A 17,646-nucleotide genomic window follows, 5' to 3' on the forward strand; every position below is an offset into this window, starting at 1 on the left:
CATTTCCTTATCTTAAATTGAATTTACTCAATTACTTTTAATTCTTTTCCAATTTTAATGAAAGCAGCCAAAGCTTTATCCAAATGCTCTTTTGTATGCGCAGCAGAAAGTTGAATTCTTATTCTTGCTTGTCCTTTCGCTACAACCGGATAATAAAATCCGATCACATAAATACCTTCTTCCAATAATTTAGCTGCAAACTGCTGCGATAGAACTGCATCGTACAACATCAAAGCATTAATAGCCGACTCTGATGGTTTTACATCAAAACCTGCGGCCAATAATCTTTCTCTGAAATATTTAGAATTTGAAATTACCTTATCGCGTAATTCTGTAGATTCGGTCAACATTTCGAACACCGCTAATGAAGCTCCTACAATTACTGGAGAAAGCGAGTTTGAGAATAAATACGGACGGGATCTTTGACGCAACATATCGATAATTTCTGCTTTACCAGTTGTAAATCCGCCTAAAGCTCCACCCAATGCTTTTCCTAACGTACTTGTGATAATATCAACACGATCCATACAATTATGGTATTCGTGAGTTCCCCGGCCGGTATCACCAATAAAACCGGAAGCATGACTATCATCAACCATCACTAATGCATTGTACTTATCAGCCAAATCACAAATTTCATTCAGTTTCGCAATATCTCCATCCATTGAGAAAACTCCGTCGGTAACAATTATACGAAAACGCTGTGCCTGAGAGATCTTTAACTGGGCCTCCAAGTCTTCCATATCAGCATGTTTGTAACGATATCTGGCCGCTTTACACAAACGAACCCCGTCAATAATCGAAGCATGATTCAACTCATCAGAAATAATCGCATCTTCCTTGTCGAATAATGGTTCAAAAACGCCGCCGTTTGCATCAAAAGCTGCTGCGTACAATATAGTATCTTCAGTTCCGAAGAAAGTCGCAATCTTTTCTTCCAATTCTTTATGAATATCGGTTGTACCACAAATAAAACGAACAGACGACATTCCATATCCATGCGACTTTAAAGCTTTTGAAGCTCCCTCCATAACCCGAGGATTGGAAGACAAACCCAGATAGTTATTCGCACAAAAATTTAATACTGTTTTACCAGTATTTACTTTAATTTCTGCACCTTGTGGAGTTGTTATAACTCTTTCGTTTTTATACAAGCCGGCATCTTTAATAGACTGAATTTCCTCTGCCAAATAATCTTTGAATTTTCCGTACATGAGTGTTTGTTGTTTATATGTGTTAGGTGTTTAATATGTTTCTAAATTCCAAGCCAAAATTACAATAAAATTTCGCTTCTGAGTTTTTCAAAAACTGTTTTTTTGTTGTTGATTATTATCAAATTCCGTTTTTAACCAAATAATTTTCCTTTCAGACCAACTCATCCTGCAAAACTCAATCCTTGAAAAACAATCATATAGCCATTACGTACAGATAGCAACAAGTCAAATTCAGATTAAAAAATCATTTTTTTGAAAAAATATTCCGGCAGATGTTGTATTATTGAACAAATCCTATTAGTTTTGCATCGCAATTTTCCTCCAGAATGTACGTCATTCGTGCAACTCAGAAGAAAATTTGGAAGTTATACTCCTTCTTAGCTCAGTTGGTTAGAGCATCTGACTGTTAATCAGAGGGTCCTAGGTTCAAGTCCTAGAGAGGGAGCAAAAAAAAAGCAAGCTAAATGCTTTTAAAACAATTTTAGCAGAGTATTCCTTCTTAGCTCAGTTGGTTAGAGCATCTGACTGTTAATCAGAGGGTCCTAGGTTCAAGTCCTAGAGAGGGAGCAAAAAAAAGCAAGCTAAATGCTTTCAAAACAATTTTAGCAGAGTATTCCTTCTTAGCTCAGTTGGTTAGAGCATCTGACTGTTAATCAGAGGGTCCTAGGTTCAAGTCCTAGAGAGGGAGCAGAAAGCCATCCATTGCGGATGGCTTTTTCTTTTTTTAGATACTCCGATCCAAAATTTTCATCTATTTTTGTTGGAATTGAAAAAATTCTACGCTTTGAAACACTATTCATTACCCATATGTCTTTTTTTGATCCTGCTTTTAAGTATCCCAACTCATGGATATGCTCAGGTAAAAATTGATACTACAGTTACATTTCCTAAAACCCGGCTAAATCCTGGATTAGGCAAAAGGGTTTTTAATAAAGAAAATCTATTGGTGTTTGGTGGATTATTAGGCACTTCATTTCTACTCGACGAATGGTCGAACAAACGCCTGAAATTAAATCAAAATTCCTTTTTAGATTCCTACACCAATATCTTTAATGAATTTGGTGAGAAGAAATACATTGCTCCTGCCACATTTGCGACCTGGATTATTGGCACAGCAATTAAGGATGAAAGGCTTTCAACTACTGCGCTCAACTCAGGAAAAGCTTTAATCACTGCCGCAATCTTAACCGAAGGCACAAAAATAATAGCCGGTCGCTCCAGACCATCCTTAAACAGAGGAAATATGCATTTTAATGCTTTTGGAGGAACCAGCAACGAAACAAAATCATTCCCTTCCGGACACGCTTTTGTATCCTGGGCAGTATTCACTCCTTTTGCCGAAGAATACAGCAAGTGGATCTACGCGATTCCAGCCTCCGTGAGCTTTGCAAGAATGTACCGAAACAAACATTGGTTTTCCGATGTTGTTTTAGGAGGAGGAATTGGCTATTTTGCAGGCCTTTATTTTCACAAAAGAAAAAACCAATCTGTCATTTTCGATGGAAATGGAATTGTAATCAAATTTTAACCAAACAAATTCATACAACCCAAAACCCAATATTATGAGCTTAACAAGTGTCTTTAAAAAATTCCCGAAAACCTTTTGGGTTGCAAACTCTATAGAACTATTCGAAAGATGGGCATGGTATGGTTTTTTCATGCTTTTTGCAAATTACCTTACCGGATCAACTGACATCGGCGCACTAGGTTTATCTCAGGCAGAAAAAGGAACGATTATGGGAGTGGGAACAGGAATTCTGTATTTCCTTCCTGTAATTACAGGTGCAATAGCCGACAAATACGGATACAAGCTGGTTTTAGCTATTTCATTTGTTATTTACAGCACTGCATTTATAGCACTTCCTCTTTTTGACACATTTGCCGGAGTATTTGCCATGTACCTTTATTTAGCATTAGGTGCCGCACTTTTTAAACCTATTATTTCAGCGACGGTTGCAAAAACTACCAACGAAGAAACCTCATCGATTGGCTTTGGAATTTTTTATATGATGGTTAATATTGGTGCATTTATTGGACCATTAGTTACTCTTGCTTACAAAGACAGTGGATACACAACCGTTTTTTACATATCTGCCGGTATCATTTTAATCAATTTTATTCTGATATTATTTTACAAGGAGCCGGAGCGTGAAGTTAAAAATGAATCCATTGGAGCCGCAATCGCTACTGTATTCAGCAATATTGGCAAAGCCCTCAGCGATGTTAAGTTTGTAATTTTCCTTCTTTTGGTTGCTGCATTTTGGAGTATGTACTATCAATTATTCTTCACGTTGCCAGTATTTATTGCCCAATGGGTAGACACTTCAAGCGTCTATCACTTTTTCGAAAGCTTTATGCCTGCGGTAACCGAAACTTATGGAACTAACGGTCAAATGGACGCAGAATTCATCACGAATTTCGATGCCATGTTTATTATTATCTTCCAGATTGTCATCTCTACAATTGTAATGAGATGGAAACCTCTGCAGGCAATGATGGGCGGAATTCTTATCTGTACAATTGGAATGGGACTCACCCTGCTAACACAAAACGTTCTTTTTGTAATTCTTGCAATCTTCATCTTCTCGGTTGGGGAAATGGCCAGTTCTCCAAAAATTACCGAATACATTGGGCGAATAGCTCCCAAGGATAAAGTTGGACTTTATATGGGATGCTCATTTTTACCCGTATTTGCAGGTAGTACAATAGGTGGTGTTATCTCTGGAAATATTTATGGAAGCATGTCCGACAAAGTAACTTTAATGATTCGCGAAGTTACTGCAAGAGGACTGCAAATTCCTGAAATATCCAAGGATTTTAGTGCAACTGATTATTTCAACAAAGCCGGTGAACTTATGGGAATGGATCAAAACCAGCTCACTCAGTATCTTTGGAATACCTATAACCCTTCTAATATTTGGTATGTGATACTAGCCATCGGATTTTTCTCAGTTACTGCTCTCTATTTTTACGATAGATTACTACTGAACAAAAAAGCGCAATAAACTACAAGTAAGAACTCTATTAAAAGAGATTCTAAAATACGCAATCCCACTCCGGTGGGATTTTTTTGTCTTTTTCATCAAAACTATTGAGATTAATTAAGGTCTTCTGCATTATATTTTATAATTTGCAGGCGAAGTAAATCAACAAATAGAGTCACTTTTTGCTGATTTATTCGTACAGTAAAAACCACTCAACCATTTTATGCTACTCAACCAAATTAATAACATGTTAAGGCATATTATATGATAAGAACTCTACACGTAAAAATTTTATTTTTCCTCTCTGTTTTTGTTGCATTTGCGCTTTCGGCAACAGCTCAGACCTCTATTGAAGAATACTACCAAAATGCTGCCGGAAAAACAGGTGATGAATTGAAGACTGCATTGCATTCGATTATTAGAAATCATACCGAACTGCCTTACACAACTAAGGATGCCGGTGACCAATACAATGTTTGGGAAGCTCTTAAAATAACGGATGAAGATCCAACTAATACAGACAATATTCTTCTAATTTATACTGGAAGAAGTGAAGTGAAAACAAGACAAGATGATGGAGTAAGTAATGATCCTGATTCATGGAACAGAGAACACATCTGGGCTAAATCGCATGGCGATTTTGGAACGGAGCGTGGGGCTGGAACCGACATTCACCACCTTAGGGCCTGCGACCGAAGTGTAAATACTGATCGAAGCAATAAGTTTTTTGACAATGGCGGAACGGTTCATTCCGAAGCTGCAGAATGCAAGTTTGATGGAGACTCATGGGAACCACGCGATGCTGTAAAAGGCGATATTGCCAGAATGATATTGTACATGGCAGTTTGTTACGAAGGCGAAAATGGTGATCCTGATTTGGAAATGACCAACGACATGACCTACAGTATGGTTAATTACTCAGCTCCTTTCTTTGGTAAACTATCCACCTTATTAGTCTGGAATACACAGGATCCGGTTGACGAAGCCGAAAAAGCAAGAAACGAAAAGGTTTATACGATTCAGGGCAACAGAAATCCTTTTATTGATTATCCCGAATGGGCTGACGAAATCTGGCCACCCGATACCGAGAGTCCTGCTATCACTGAATTATCTCCTGTCAATAATTCTATTGGTGTTTCTTTAACCGCAAATCTTATTATCAAATTCAACGAAGATATAAAAGAAGGAACAGGCAGTGTTACCATCAAAAGATACAATGACGAAACAACTTTTGAAACACTAACAATTCCAAGTGCCAGATTAACTTATTCAGGCAATCAGCTATTAATAAACTCCGAAGCCAAATACGAAGAAGGAGTTAGATACTATGTCGTTATTGATAACGGCGTAGTAACCGATGCTTCCTCGAATGCTTTTGATGGGATTTCAGACAAAACGATATGGAATTTCACAGCAACCTACACCCCTCCTGTAATTACCGAATTCACACCGGCTGATAAGAGTGAAAATATTCCAATAAGCACCAATTTAAAAATTACATTTGATAAAGAGGTACAAGCTGGAAATGGTTCAATTCGCATCCTTACCAATGGAAGTGAAACAGCAATTGCAGCTTCCGACGCTTTGGTAACCTATAACGGCACACAAGTTAGTATTGATTTATCAGATGATCTGGAAACAGGAACCGAATACTACATTAACATTGATAATAATGCATTTGTAAGTGCTCAGGATATAGCTTTTGCTGGCATTAGCACCCCTACAGACTGGTCTTTTACTACAGAAAATCCTACCGGAATTGATGACGTATATACTGATGGAATTCCATCTTTTTACCCTAACCCTGCTGTGAACGAAATTCGACTGAAAAATATGAATGATGTAGAATCGATGTATATCTCGAACTTAACCGGGCGAAATATCATGGAAATAAAATCACCTGATACACGAATCTCCATTAGCAAATTGCCAAAAGGGATGTATTTTGTGACCTTTGTTACTTTCGACGGAAAACGAATTACCAAAAAATTACTAAAACAATAAGTTGTAAAATTCTAGTTAATTAAGACTGTTCTCGTATGGAACAGTCTTTTTTTTGGGGTAGAGGACTCTAAATATCTTTAAGATCCGAAACAACCACCCCTCCTGATGGCGAACCGCCATGTGTACAGGTGGGAGACCACCACTCCCATACGTGGAAGGTCACCACCTGTACACATGGCAGACTACCACGACGAAAGGTTTGAGTTTGTCATCAATAAAAATCCGGACAGATGGTTCTGTCCGGATAAAATGTATTCAATCTCAGTTGGTTTATTCTACAATCAGAACATGTTCAAAGGGTGTAGTTCTGGGCTCTTTTAGGGTAGAGTTATTAGATGAATATTGTGTCACAATCTCTAAAATGTAATTACCTGCCGGCAGATCAGGAAGCATTACCATCAATTGTTTTGGCTCATTGGTTACGATTTGTTCACATTTGCAGCGCGTATTGGTACCCTGATCTACCAGATAAACACCTACACCAGAATCGTCTCCTGCAATCTTAATTCTGTTTCCTTTAATAACAATTACATTATTGGGCGTAATCGTGCTATCCTCTGCTTTAGTTAAATTGTCGATTACTTTCCCGATAACGGGCTCGGTAGTGGCAGCTCCAATAATCTCTACTTGTGTTTTCTTTAACTCTTCGCGCAAAGCAGTACTGCTGGTAAAAGATGCTGTAATGCGGTGCTCATTAGGATCGAAACGATCTGTTGCTCCGTGAAAAGCACCATTTATACCAATATGGCTGTAACATACGCCTGTATTAATGCTATATCCCTCAACCAATTTAGAGACTTTAATCCGGTCGCTTCGATCGAGGATATTTAAAATGGTTTCCTTTTGGTATTCGGTGCCTTCCTTTATCATAGCATCGGCGATATCGTTATTGCGGAGTGTACCCTGAGGCTTAACTTTTCCGTAGAAATCATTGGGGTCGGGAGTCAACAGGTTATCGTATAACCATACATTTACTTTACTCATAATAATGTGATTTGATTAACTTTAATTAAAATAAGAAGTTCCGACACTTCCGTAAAAAAGTCAAGATCTGAGCCGTTAAATTATTATGTTACTGAACAGGTTTGTCTGTTCGCCAATCAAAACATCTACTCTGCATACAGTCTAAGCAATGGACATAAAAAAAGCCCGAATCCATAAGGATTCGGGCTTAGTATTATATTCTTTTCTGTTAAATATCTTCAACAGCTTCAAGTATCACTGTTTTATCAGTTACTCCAGCATTATAATATTTGTAAGTAACAGAATAAACCTGACCTACAGCCACCTCATAATTGTTTTTGATAATCTTAGCAATTTTTTCAAGAACAACAGCTTCTTCTTCATCGAAGTTACCATACTGACTGTTACCAACAAAAGCATAATCTTCATAAACCAAAGTAAAAGTTACAGTTGGGGCCTTCTCCGACTTCACAAATTTGATTGGAGGAACAAACAACCATGTTTTATCTTTGTAAGCAACCAAAGAAGATGCTTCAACAGTACTTTGATAAGCAACCCACACTCCTTTAGTTAAAGTATATTCAACAGCTTTTGTTTCTGTCACACCATCACCAGCATAATACTTGTAAATCGGTGTAATTTTATTTCCTTCTAAAGCAAAAGGAAATTTAAAACTAAGGAAGTTTGGTAAATAATCAGCAGGAACAATAGAACTTGAGAAGTTGTTGTATTTACCTGGTTGGTTAGAACCTGTTCCCATTTCATCGTAATCCGCAGTAGTCAGTTCATAAATCATTACATCACCAGGAATAGCCGGAGCAACTTTATCAGATTTAGTCCAAACAGAACCATCAAAAGCCCAAAATTCAGTAACCATAGAAGTTGATGAACCATTGTAATATTTGTAAGTTACAGCTAGCTCATAACCATCAGCAGCATCAGGATATTTAGTCAATAAAAAGTTAGGTAAATAATCAGAAGCTTTTACTGTAGCATCAAAATTATTGTATTTACCAGGCTCCCCAGCTGCAGTTCCCATACTATCATAATCTGCTGTGGTTAGAGTATAAGAATCTATAGCTGCCAATACCTCAAGGTAATCAAGGTATTCTCCAACATAAGACAAACTACCTCTGTAAAAATTATAATTTATGGTATATTCAGAACCGGCCTCACCATAGACCTTCATATTTGTTAATACTTCAGGTAAATTATCTGCCGCAGTTGCCGAACTCGAAAAATTCATGTGACCGCTAACACTAGAGTTACTGGATAATGCATAATCAGCATCAGTCAAAGTATATCCTGTTTCTAACAATACTTTATCTGAGAAAAATTTCGCATCTGCTACAGCATCAGCATTCGCTTCATCTACTTCTTTGTAAGCATCTTCCATTGGGTCACAAGAAGTGAAAACCAAAGCAAGGAAGGAAGCCATATATAATAATTTCTTCATCTTTCAATTTTTTTTATTAAACAATAAGTCTGATTAAAACTTAATTTTAAGACCAGTTGACCAAGTTCTTCCAAATCCGTAATACACTAAAGCTTCGTTAGTTGTATGGTTTAAACCATCTTGCGCTTTAGAAACATACTCAGTATCAAACAAATTGTAAACATTTGTATTTAAAGTTGCGTCAAGACCAGCAATCTGAAACTTGTAACGGAAACCAGCATCAACTAGCCCTGCTTCCGGCATTTCCCATGAATCACCACTGGTTGCCAAATCAGTTCTTTTAGTTGCATCAAAATCAGCATAATGATTACCATAGTAGGTATAATCAACACTTACATTTAATTTAGGAAGAACTTCGTAATCGATAGAAGCAGAACCTGATAATTGAGCTGAGTTACCAACATGAACATCTTTTAGATATGCTGTAAACTCACCTTTTTTCACTTGTGCATCATCATAAACAACCGCGTGCACATCATCCTGATAAACCCAATCACCTATAGATACCATAGCACGAACAGTTAATTTCTTAGATGGCTTGTATTCTCCCTCAACCTCGATACCTTGGTGAAGTTGATTTAAACCTGAGATATTAACATTTTCACCACCAAGACTTTTTACAAGACCTCTGTCTTTCCAATTGGTACGATACAAAGTAACATTTGCATTAAAATTTGTAGAAGTATAACCATAACCTATTTCAGCAGTAATGATTTTTTCGTACTTCACATCCTTATTTACTTCATTTGTATTATTCAAAAATACATTTGACATATAAGGTGTTCTTTGCACATATCCTCCATTTACGAATACATTGTGAATAGAGTTAATCTTGTAATTAAAACCAGCCTTCACATTCCAAGGTAGGAAATCTTCCCAATCCGATGCCTGGTTACCTGGCTCATACAAGAAATAATCAGTACGCTTGTATGCCTTTCTTGATACTGCTGCAGATATAAATGCAGAATAATCATCAGTTACATATTCTGTTTGACCAAAAAGACCAGTGTAAAGAACCTCTCCATCATTATAGTAATTGATTTTATCATCAGCCTTTAACCAAGTATTAGCATCACGATTTACATTTTTCGAATTAAGAAAAAATGCTCCTCCCAATAAATCATGAATTTCGTTATAATGCTCTCCCTTATAGTAACGCGCATCTAAACCTGCAGTAAAAGTAAACTGCTTGTATTCATGTGTTAATGTAGACAATAAACCATACCAAGCATGATTATTTACTGAATTAGCAATAATTGCCTGAGAACCTTCGGCTGTTGATGCTGCATTAATAGCAGCAACACCTTCAAAATCCAATAAGCCATCAGGAGTTCTCATTGTCACATCATAATCTTCACCTGAACTATAATTAACACCTAATAATTTAGCTTGAGTTCCATATACTCGACGACCACCACCAGAACCAACTGATGCATAGAATGACGTAGCTAAAGATGTTTTATCATCCATAGTCCAATAATGGTTCAACTGTGCCTGAGGTTTGTGATAATAGTTGTAACCATAAGCTCCACCATAAATTTTTCCTTCACGCATTCCATAATCTGAATTGTACTTAAATTCATCTTTATGGTCGCGATACTGTTGGATTGTGTGCTTGTTTCCACGCTGATTATGCCATTGCGGTGCGCCAGTAATCATGAAAGACAAAGTGTGTTTTTCATTAATTACTTTAGAGATATTCGCAAAATAGGACCACGCATCATAATCTGTTCCTTTTACATATCCATCACCAGATGTGTGAGAACCTAAGATTGTAACAGCCCATCCATTATCCAATAAACCTGTAGATAAAGAGATTAGGCTTTTCTTAAGACCATCATTTCCAATGCTCGATTTAATTACTCCGCCTTTTTTAGCGTCTGTAGATTTAGTTAGAACATTAATAGTCCCCCCAACAGAAGAAAGACCCAATTTAGAAGCTCCTAAACCGCGCTGAACCTGCATAGTACGTGTAACATCAGAAAGTCCGGCCCAATTTGACCAGTAAACTTTACCTGATTCCATATCATTAACAGGAATACCGTTAATCAACACACCAACATTATTCGAGTCGAAACCACGGATATATACTGTAGCATCACCGAATCCACCACCTTCTTTCGAAGTATATACAGATGGTGTAGACTTTAAAATTTCAGGAAATTCCTGAGATCCCAATTTATTCTCTATTATATCCGAAGAAATAGTAGATACCGAAATTGGTGTTTGACGATCTGTTACAATAGAAGCCATTACACTAACTTCTTTCAATCCAACAGCATCAGATTCCAACTTAATAGTTCCTAAATCCTGAGCACCTTTTAAGGCAATTTCTTTGTCAAGAAATCCCACGAAACTTACAACAAGCTTTGTAGCTCCTTTTGGCAATTCAAAAGCAAACGAGCCATCAAAACCTGAAACGGTACCGGAAGTTGTTCCGGCAACAACAATAGAAGCACCCGGCAAACTTTCGTTGGTACTACCATCTACGACTACACCTTTTACAGTGGTTTGAGCAATAGCTGCAATGGACAACATCATAATTGCTGCCATTGTCAAAATACTTCTCATAGCATTTTTCATAAAACAATTTGTTAGGTTAGTAATTGTGTGGCAATGTCGCCACAAAATCATCTCACATTTCCTGGAGAAAAGGATTACAAAAATGGTTGCTTTTTAACTATTTAACAAAAATTCGACGGACTAATAATAACCGTTCGTCTTCCTCTTTTAGCTCTTCATCGAAAAAGTTCATTTCAAACCTGAAACAGGGACAGTTTTTCAACAATCACACAAAAAAAGAACAAAAGTTTTAACCAAATAGGTCTGTTAAAAAATGGATACGGAAGATAATATTTTTCTTTCGAAATCCATAATCGCAAAATTAACCAAAAACTTAGTTTAAAACTTATTTTAACATCTCAATAAAAAAGTTATTATTTACAATTTAGAATATATAAGGACTGTAAAGTTTTTACTCTGATGCCACAACTTGCTACTTATTTCAATTCTAAATTAGATAATCACTAAATATCGTTGACGTCACAAAGAAACAATTTCATCAGCAACGGTTTGTTAATTTAACATTAAATTAAAGGAAAGAATTAAATTAATATCTAAAACAAAATTAAATCTACATGAAAAGAATATTTTCAAAAATAAAGCGTACTTTTGCAGCCGCATTTTGAGCGGCGCAATCGATTCACTCACAACAATTTCAACGAATGTGATGATTAGATGAATGTTCAATTTGACTAGTACAATAAAAAGAAAGAGAACACAATATCCCATTTCATTAGCTTTTAGAGGATATTTTTTCTCAAATTAATAAAATACAAGATGAGGAAATTGAGAAACATTGCGATTATCGCCCACGTTGACCATGGAAAAACCACTTTGGTTGACAAAATGATAATGCATAGTAACATTTTTAGAAAAAATGAGAACCCAGGTGATTTAATCCTTGATAATAACGACCTGGAAAGAGAGAGAGGAATCACCATCTTGTCGAAGAACGTTTCTCTTGAATACAATGGTGTAAAGATTAATATCATAGACACTCCCGGTCACTCGGATTTTGGTGGAGAAGTTGAGCGTGTTTTGAATATGGCTGATGGAGTATTACTGCTTGTAGATGCTTTTGAAGGAACTATGCCTCAAACTCGTTTTGTACTGCAAAAAGCTTTAGCTCTAGGTCTTAAACCTGTTGTGGTTGTTAACAAAGTTGACAAACCAAACTGCAGACCGGAAGAAGTTCAGGAGCAGGTTTTCGAATTGATGTTTAATTTAGAGGCTACTGAAGAGCAATTGGATTTCCCAACCATCTACGGCTCGGCCAAACAAGGTTGGATGTCGAAAGACTGGCAAAAGCCGACGACCGATATTACAGCAATTTTAGATGCGGTAATCGAGTTCATCCCTGAGCCAAAAACCATTAACGGTACGCCGCAAATGCTTATCACATCTCTTGACTACTCAGCTTATGTTGGACGTATCGCCGTAGGGCGAGTTCACCGGGGAGAGATTCGTGAAGGAATGGATGTTTGTTTGGTTAAACCTGATGGAAGCATCAAAAAACAACGAATTAAAGAACTACATATCTTTACGGGACTGGGCAAAGAAAGAGTTCAATCTGTTGCTTCCGGAGAAATATGCGCATTAGTAGGTATTGAAGGTTTTGATATTGGAGATTCTATTTGCAGCGTTGAAAACCCGGAACCTCTAAAACCAATCGCCATTGATGAACCTACAATGAGTATGTTATTTACGATCAACAATTCTCCTTTTTATGGAAAAGATGGTAAATTCGTTACTTCCCGTCACTTAATTGACCGACTAAATAAAGAACTGGAAAAGAATTTAGCTCTTAGAGTTGAAAAAACTGATTCTGCAGATTCATATATTGTATACGGACGTGGTGTTCTTCATTTGTCTGTACTAATCGAAACTATGCGTCGTGAAGGATACGAGATTCAAGTTGGTCAACCACAGGTTATCATCAAAGAAATTGGTGGTGAAAAATGTGAGCCAGTTGAGTTCCTATTCATCGATCTTCCGGAAGATGTTTCAGGAAAAGCCATTGAGATCGTAACTCAACGTAAAGGAGAAATGCTGACTATGGAACGTAAGGCGGATCGTATTCACCTTGAATTCCATATCCCATCAAGAGGTATTATTGGTTTAAGAAATCAGATGTTGACTGCTACTGCCGGTGAAGCAGTAATTTCGCATCGTTTTCTTGAATACCAACCGCACAAAGGCCCAATTCCAGGCCGTGTTAACGGATCGTTAATTGCTATGGAAACCGGATTAACTTTTGCTTATGCTTTAAATAAACTACAAGACCGAGGTACATTTTTCGTTGCCCCAACGGTTGAAATTTATGAAGGTCAGGTAATTGGAGAAAACAATCGTGCCGGCGACTTGGTTATTAACGTAACTAAAACAAAAAAACTAACCAACATGCGTACTTCAGGTACTGATGATAAGGTGAGATTATCACCTCCGATCACTCACTCTCTTGAAGAAGCATTGGAATACATCCAAGGTGACGAGTATGTTGAGGTTACTCCTAACTCAATCCGCTTAAGAAAAATACTTCTTAAAGAAACCGATCGTAAAAGATCAGGCAAATAATTTTTTAATTTCAACTGAAATTTAAAAACGCAATATTTTAAAAGAGCGATTTCCTTGTTGTGAAATCGCTCTTTTTACATTCTAAAATACCAGGTTTTCCCCTGCTAATTCCATTAATTGGTTTCCACCCGAAAACATTTGCCTGGACAAACATCGGCTGCTTTCCTATTTTTCTGAACCTCATCATTAAAAATTTCTAATTCGTAACAATCTCTCTTCCTTATCGAGCCAATCAGGTCACATCTGCCATCTTCAGTACACATCTCCCAAAATTCAGGTGCTACTCCCACACAATAAGCACAACCTATACACCTATCTCTAAAATGCTTTATTCTTGTCATTTTTTTAATAACACCCCTGCTTAATATTGATTTTTTTATAATCTTCAAATATAAGATAATTTTAAATTAAATTTACATTGTTGATTTACAGGGGTTTAAATATTTAATTGAAATATTTTTAGTACTATGCTTTGCATATTACCTTTTTTTGTACGTATATTTGTATAACAAGCTTGCGTGCTTGCAACAGTAGTATATGATATAAATACAATCACCATGAACAAGAGAAACAATTCACTATGCAAACTCAGCCTGATTCTAATTGTTCTATTTTCGTGGACAACAGAATCCAATGCTCAATTTGTTTCTACTGCGAAACAATCGAAAATACTATCTCCTATTGTGAAAATTATATCTGATGCAATTTTAGGATGTGAATCAAAAATCGACAGAGAAAAAAGCTATTTCAACTCAAGCCTTTTCTTTTTTGAAGAAAATATACAAGTATGTAAAGATATTTTAGCCGGCAATAATGACAGCACTGATACTGTAAATATTTCATCTCAAACAAGGGAACAGATCCTAATTGAAAAAGATACTGTTCTAACAAAGGAGGAAACTAAGGTAGTTGAGAAGAAGAAACACAAAAGCATCTGGAACAATCCGGGAAATACAAAATCAAGAATTTAATTTATTCCAACCATGAAGATCGAAAATACTAAAGCCCAAATGCGAAAAGGAGTGCTGGAATATTGTATTCTATCCATTTTATCAAGAAATGATGCTTACGCTTCAGATATAATCAAGGAGCTAAAAGAGGCAAAAATGATTGTTGTGGAAGGAACATTATATCCACTTCTAACCCGATTAAAAAACGACGGACTGCTAAGCTACCGTTGGGAGGAATCAACTCAAGGTCCACCTCGGAAATACTATACGATTGCCGAACTTGGAAGTGGATTTCTTAAAGAATTGGATCAATCCTGGCAAGATTTAGTTGATGCTGTAAATACAATTAAAAAGTAAGACCCCTAAACCGACATACAAATGAAAAAGACATTAACAATTAATATAAGCGGAAGCATTTTCCATATCGACGAGGATGCTTTTGAAAAACTACAGGCTTACTTACGCACCATCAATTCTCACTATGGTCCGAGCGAAGAAGGCCGGGAAATCATGTCTGATATTGAAGCTCGAATTTCAGAAATTTTTCATGAAAAACTGAGTACAAAAGATCAGGTAGTAAATGTTGATATGATCGAAGAAACTATATCAATTATGGGGAAACCTGAAGAAATATTTGCTATTGACGAGGAAAGTATTGAAGACGAGTCGAATCAGGAAACTGACACAAAACAAACTTCCGAAAAGAAAAAGCGCAGATTATTCCGCGATCCTGACCATAGAGTTTTGGGTGGTGTCGCAAGTGGTTTAGCTGCTTACTTTGGAATTGATGTAGTTGTAATCCGTCTTCTTTTTGCACTTTTCTTTTTCTTGGGATATGGATTTTCATTTCTTCTTTACGTGATTTTATGGATTGCTGTTCCTAAAGCAATCACCACAACCCAAAAATTGGAAATGAAGGGGAAAAAAGTCAATATTTCGAATATCGAAGAAACCATTAAAGATGAATACAAGGAAGTTAAAGAAAGCTTCGAGAAAATAAGAGATAAAAACGGACCACAAGTTCGGGATGGTTTCGACAGAGTTATTGATTTTCTGGGCACAGCGCTTCGACTCATCCTTAAAGTGATTATTATTTTGCTTGGTATTGGATTCGTATTTGCAGGATTTGTTACCCTTATCAGCTTTATTGGTTCAATGATTTTTGTGAATAGCTTTTTTGGTCCATTTTCTGATTTCCATTTTCCCGGCACCGTACTCCCACACATGTTTCTTGACGGAAGCAGTATCACTCTATTCACAATTGGCGTAATTGTGGTGATTGGAATCCCATTACTCCTTCTGATTTTTGCAGGATTAAAACTCCTGTTCAATTTCAAAACCAACAATAAAATAATAGGATTCTCAGCACTTGCATTTTGGATACTTGGAATTATCCTTTTGGTTAGTCTCAGTTTTTCTCAAATAAAGGGATACATGCAAAGCAGTACCCGTTATTCAGAAAACATTGAAATACAGCCTACCCAAACAGATACACTATATTTAAAATCAACTGACAATATCGATTTTGACTGGCATAATGGACACATCGGTCTGGACAATATAAAAATAATAGTTAAAGATGATAAAGAAATTATAGTTGGAGAACCTACTCTTGATATTGAAAAGAGCAACAGTGGCAAGTTTGAAATTAAATTGAAAAAGAAATCACGTGGAAGATCCAATGAACAGGCAAACGAAAATGCTGAAAACATTGAATACAAATGGAAACAAACTGATTCCCTAATTGTCTTCAATCAATTTTTCACACTACCAACAGATAGTAAATGGAGAAATCAAAAACTACACATCACAATTAAGGTGCCCGAAGGAAAAGTGATTTATCTGGACAAGTCGATGCGAAAAATCATTCACGACATTGATAATGTAGATAATACATGGGACTACGACATGCTTGACAAGATGTGGATCATGAAAAAAGAAGGCCTAAGCAAATTAAAATATCACGACAAATAAACCCATGCTTTACACCGGCTCCTTTTTCAACACACACTTTGCCGGTGTAAACGTGGTAAACTAAAAAATAAAATATCATGAAGAAATTAGTAGTAATAATTGCCGCAATAGTATTTCCAATCCTGATGCAAGCTCAAACCAAAGGTGAGCAAATACATGCTAAATATTCAAATTTAGATGGTTTTAGCAGTTTTAGTTTTGCCGGTAGCTTCCTAAAAAACCTCGACTTTGATGTTGATGAAGACGAATTGGAGAAAAATATCACCGGAGAATGTAAAAACATCAAATTCCTAACGTTTAAACATGTAAACGGAGACGAAACCAAATTCAAAAAAATTGTCTCTTCACAACTATCAAAAGGAAATGCCTATAAAGAAGTATTAACTGACAGGGATGATAAAAATTCTGATGATGTTCATTTCTTCGCAAAAGGAAACGGAAAAAAATATAGCGAATTTCATGTCTTACACCATAATGAAAACAGAACTTCATTAGTTTCCTTTTTTGGTGATTTTCGTGTTGACGAATTAAAAACTTTGTCCCACTTCACTTTTGACGATGAAGACGAAGATCAGGAATAACAACATAAAAAACTTAGGAAATATGAAACGTCCATGATTAAATAATTATTTACTCAAGGTAAGTTCCACCTGACAAAAACTTAAAATTATAGACAGATGAAACGCTTAATAAGATCAAAGGAGAAAAAAATAGCTGGTGTTTGCGGAGGTATTTCTCAATACATAAATCCGGAACTCGACCCAATAATTATAAGAACTGCGTGGCTGATATTAACTTTATTCAATCCACTAATGCTTCTTGCATACTTTATACTGGCATTGGTTTTGCCTGATTCTTCATACGAAACAGCATAAAACAGCACATAAAAATATAGTCTGATTTGAATGCAATATTTATCCCAAATTTGGTTCTAAAGGTATTTAGTCTTTTTCACCGAAACACAA

14 protein-coding genes and 3 tRNA genes are annotated in these 17,646 nt (G+C 36.4%); 12 read left to right on the forward strand and 5 right to left on the reverse strand.

The window, feature by feature from the left end:
* Positions 1–23 precede the first annotated feature (23 nt).
* Positions 24–1,214, reverse strand: a complete 1,191-nt coding sequence (kbl, locus tag GQR60_RS14195) for a glycine C-acetyltransferase (protein ID WP_124993567.1) — start codon at positions 1,212–1,214, stop codon at positions 24–26.
* Positions 1,215–1,585: 371 nt separating this feature from the next.
* Here kbl and GQR60_RS14200 point away from each other — a divergent pair.
* From GQR60_RS14200 to GQR60_RS14225, 6 genes are all read left to right on the forward strand, one after another.
* Positions 1,586–1,659, forward strand: a tRNA-Asn gene (locus GQR60_RS14200).
* Between the two features lie 48 nt (positions 1,660–1,707).
* Positions 1,708–1,781: transfer RNA gene (locus tag GQR60_RS14205), tRNA-Asn, on the forward strand.
* Positions 1,782–1,828: 47 nt separating this feature from the next.
* Positions 1,829–1,902 (forward strand) — tRNA-Asn (locus GQR60_RS14210).
* A 96-nt stretch (positions 1,903–1,998) separates the two neighbouring features.
* A complete protein-coding gene (locus GQR60_RS14215) occupies positions 1,999–2,742 on the forward strand; it encodes a phosphatase PAP2 family protein (protein WP_160463490.1) in 744 nt (247 codons plus the stop codon).
* 34 nt (positions 2,743–2,776) lie between these two features.
* Complete coding sequence (locus GQR60_RS14220; protein WP_124993569.1) at positions 2,777–4,219, forward strand: MFS transporter; 1,443 nt, start codon at positions 2,777–2,779, stop codon at positions 4,217–4,219.
* A gap of 243 nt (positions 4,220–4,462) precedes the next feature.
* The gene (locus GQR60_RS14225; RefSeq protein WP_124993570.1) at positions 4,463–6,202 is read left to right on the forward strand and encodes an endonuclease; all 1,740 of its coding nucleotides are present in this window, start codon (positions 4,463–4,465) and stop codon (positions 6,200–6,202) included.
* A 270-nt stretch (positions 6,203–6,472) separates the two neighbouring features.
* On the opposite strand, the gene GQR60_RS14230 is transcribed toward GQR60_RS14225, so the two are convergent.
* From GQR60_RS14230 to GQR60_RS14240, 3 genes are all read right to left on the reverse strand, one after another.
* On the reverse strand, positions 6,473–7,186 hold the full coding sequence (locus GQR60_RS14230) for a DNA-binding domain-containing protein (protein WP_124993571.1): 714 nt from the start codon (positions 7,184–7,186) through the stop codon (positions 6,473–6,475).
* A gap of 208 nt (positions 7,187–7,394) precedes the next feature.
* Complete coding sequence (locus tag GQR60_RS14235; protein WP_124993572.1) at positions 7,395–8,621, reverse strand: hypothetical protein; 1,227 nt, start codon at positions 8,619–8,621, stop codon at positions 7,395–7,397.
* Positions 8,622–8,654: 33 nt separating this feature from the next.
* Entirely contained in the window at positions 8,655–11,204 is a 2,550-nt protein-coding gene (locus GQR60_RS14240; protein WP_124993573.1) for a TonB-dependent receptor, read from the reverse strand.
* A gap of 756 nt (positions 11,205–11,960) precedes the next feature.
* On the opposite strand from GQR60_RS14240, the gene typA reads away from it, so the two are divergent.
* A complete protein-coding gene (gene typA / locus GQR60_RS14245; protein ID WP_124993574.1) occupies positions 11,961–13,757 on the forward strand; it encodes a translational GTPase TypA in 1,797 nt (598 codons plus the stop codon).
* A gap of 113 nt (positions 13,758–13,870) precedes the next feature.
* Here the strand turns inward: typA and GQR60_RS14250 are convergent, their stop codons facing one another.
* On the reverse strand, positions 13,871–14,098 hold the full coding sequence (locus GQR60_RS14250; RefSeq protein WP_124993575.1) for a ferredoxin: 228 nt from the start codon (positions 14,096–14,098) through the stop codon (positions 13,871–13,873).
* A gap of 216 nt (positions 14,099–14,314) precedes the next feature.
* Between GQR60_RS14250 and GQR60_RS14255 the strand changes: the two genes are divergently transcribed.
* The 5 genes from GQR60_RS14255 (at position 14,315) to GQR60_RS14275 (ending at position 17,556) form a co-directional block, all read left to right on the forward strand.
* A complete protein-coding gene (locus GQR60_RS14255; RefSeq protein ID WP_124993576.1) occupies positions 14,315–14,728 on the forward strand; it encodes a hypothetical protein in 414 nt (137 codons plus the stop codon).
* Between the two features lie 12 nt (positions 14,729–14,740).
* Positions 14,741–15,064 (forward strand): PadR family transcriptional regulator, encoded by a 324-nt coding sequence (locus tag GQR60_RS14260; protein WP_101310290.1) that lies wholly within the window; start codon positions 14,741–14,743, stop codon positions 15,062–15,064.
* A 21-nt stretch (positions 15,065–15,085) separates the two neighbouring features.
* Positions 15,086–16,681: a PspC domain-containing protein gene (locus GQR60_RS14265; protein WP_124993577.1), complete on the forward strand. Its 1,596-nt coding sequence runs from the start codon at positions 15,086–15,088 to the stop codon at positions 16,679–16,681.
* Positions 16,682–16,758: 77 nt separating this feature from the next.
* Positions 16,759–17,262: a DUF4252 domain-containing protein gene (locus GQR60_RS14270; RefSeq protein ID WP_124993578.1), complete on the forward strand. Its 504-nt coding sequence runs from the start codon at positions 16,759–16,761 to the stop codon at positions 17,260–17,262.
* A 96-nt stretch (positions 17,263–17,358) separates the two neighbouring features.
* Positions 17,359–17,556, forward strand: a complete 198-nt coding sequence (locus GQR60_RS14275) for a PspC domain-containing protein (RefSeq protein WP_124993579.1) — start codon at positions 17,359–17,361, stop codon at positions 17,554–17,556.
* Positions 17,557–17,646 lie beyond the last annotated feature (90 nt).

Source organism: Labilibaculum euxinicum (assembly GCF_009795715.1).
Taxonomy (GTDB): Bacteria; Bacteroidota; Bacteroidia; order Bacteroidales; family Marinifilaceae; genus Labilibaculum; species Labilibaculum euxinus.